The sequence below is a fragment of the Streptomyces sp. MS06 genome, from assembly GCF_047200655.1.
In the GTDB taxonomy this organism is placed as follows: domain Bacteria; phylum Actinomycetota; class Actinomycetes; order Streptomycetales; family Streptomycetaceae; genus Streptomyces.
In genome coordinates this window covers 1-590 of sequence record NZ_JBJZOJ010000163.1, presented here as the reverse complement: position 1 = coordinate 590, position 590 = coordinate 1, and the positions used below count along the sequence as shown (strand labels likewise).

Sequence of the window (590 nt, the reverse complement as noted above, 5' to 3'; positions counted from 1 at the left end):
ACTTCGACGCCGTCTTCGGCGGCGGCCGCCGCGACGAGGAAAAAGCCCGCGCCAAAGAACGCGTCTTCTCCCTCCGCGACGAATTCTCCCAATGGGACCCCCGCCGCCAACGCCCCGAACTCTGGAACCTCTACAACGGCCGCCACGCCCCCGGCGAACACGTCCGCGTCTTCCCCCTGTCCAACTGGACCGAACTCGACGTCTGGCAGTACATCGCCCGCGAGAACATCGACCTCCCCGCCATCTACTACGCCCACCACCGCGAAGTCTTCACCCGCAACGGCATGTGGCTCACCCCCGGCCACTGGGGCGGCCCCAAGAACGGCGAAACCCTCGAGAAACGCCTCGTGCGCTACCGCACCGTCGGCGACATGTCCTGCACCGGCGCCGTCGACTCCGACGCCGACACCATCGACAAAGTGATCACCGAGATCACCGCCTCCCGCCTCACCGAACGCGGCGCCACCCGCGCCGACGACAAACTCTCCGAGGCCGCGATGGAAGACCGCAAACGCGAGGGGTACTTCTGACCATGACCACCACCACCGACGGCCTCCCCACCACCGAAGGCCGCACCACCACCCTCCTGA

At 67.3% G+C, this 590-nt stretch carries 1 protein-coding gene; it reads left to right on the top strand.

Going from position 1 to position 590, the window contains the following annotated elements; genetic code table 11:
* On the top strand, positions 1 to 530 hold a 530-nt coding region (gene cysD, locus ACL02U_RS32950; RefSeq protein ID WP_412794684.1), incomplete at its 5' end, for a sulfate adenylyltransferase subunit CysD.
* Between the last annotated feature and the right edge of the window lie 60 nt (positions 531 to 590).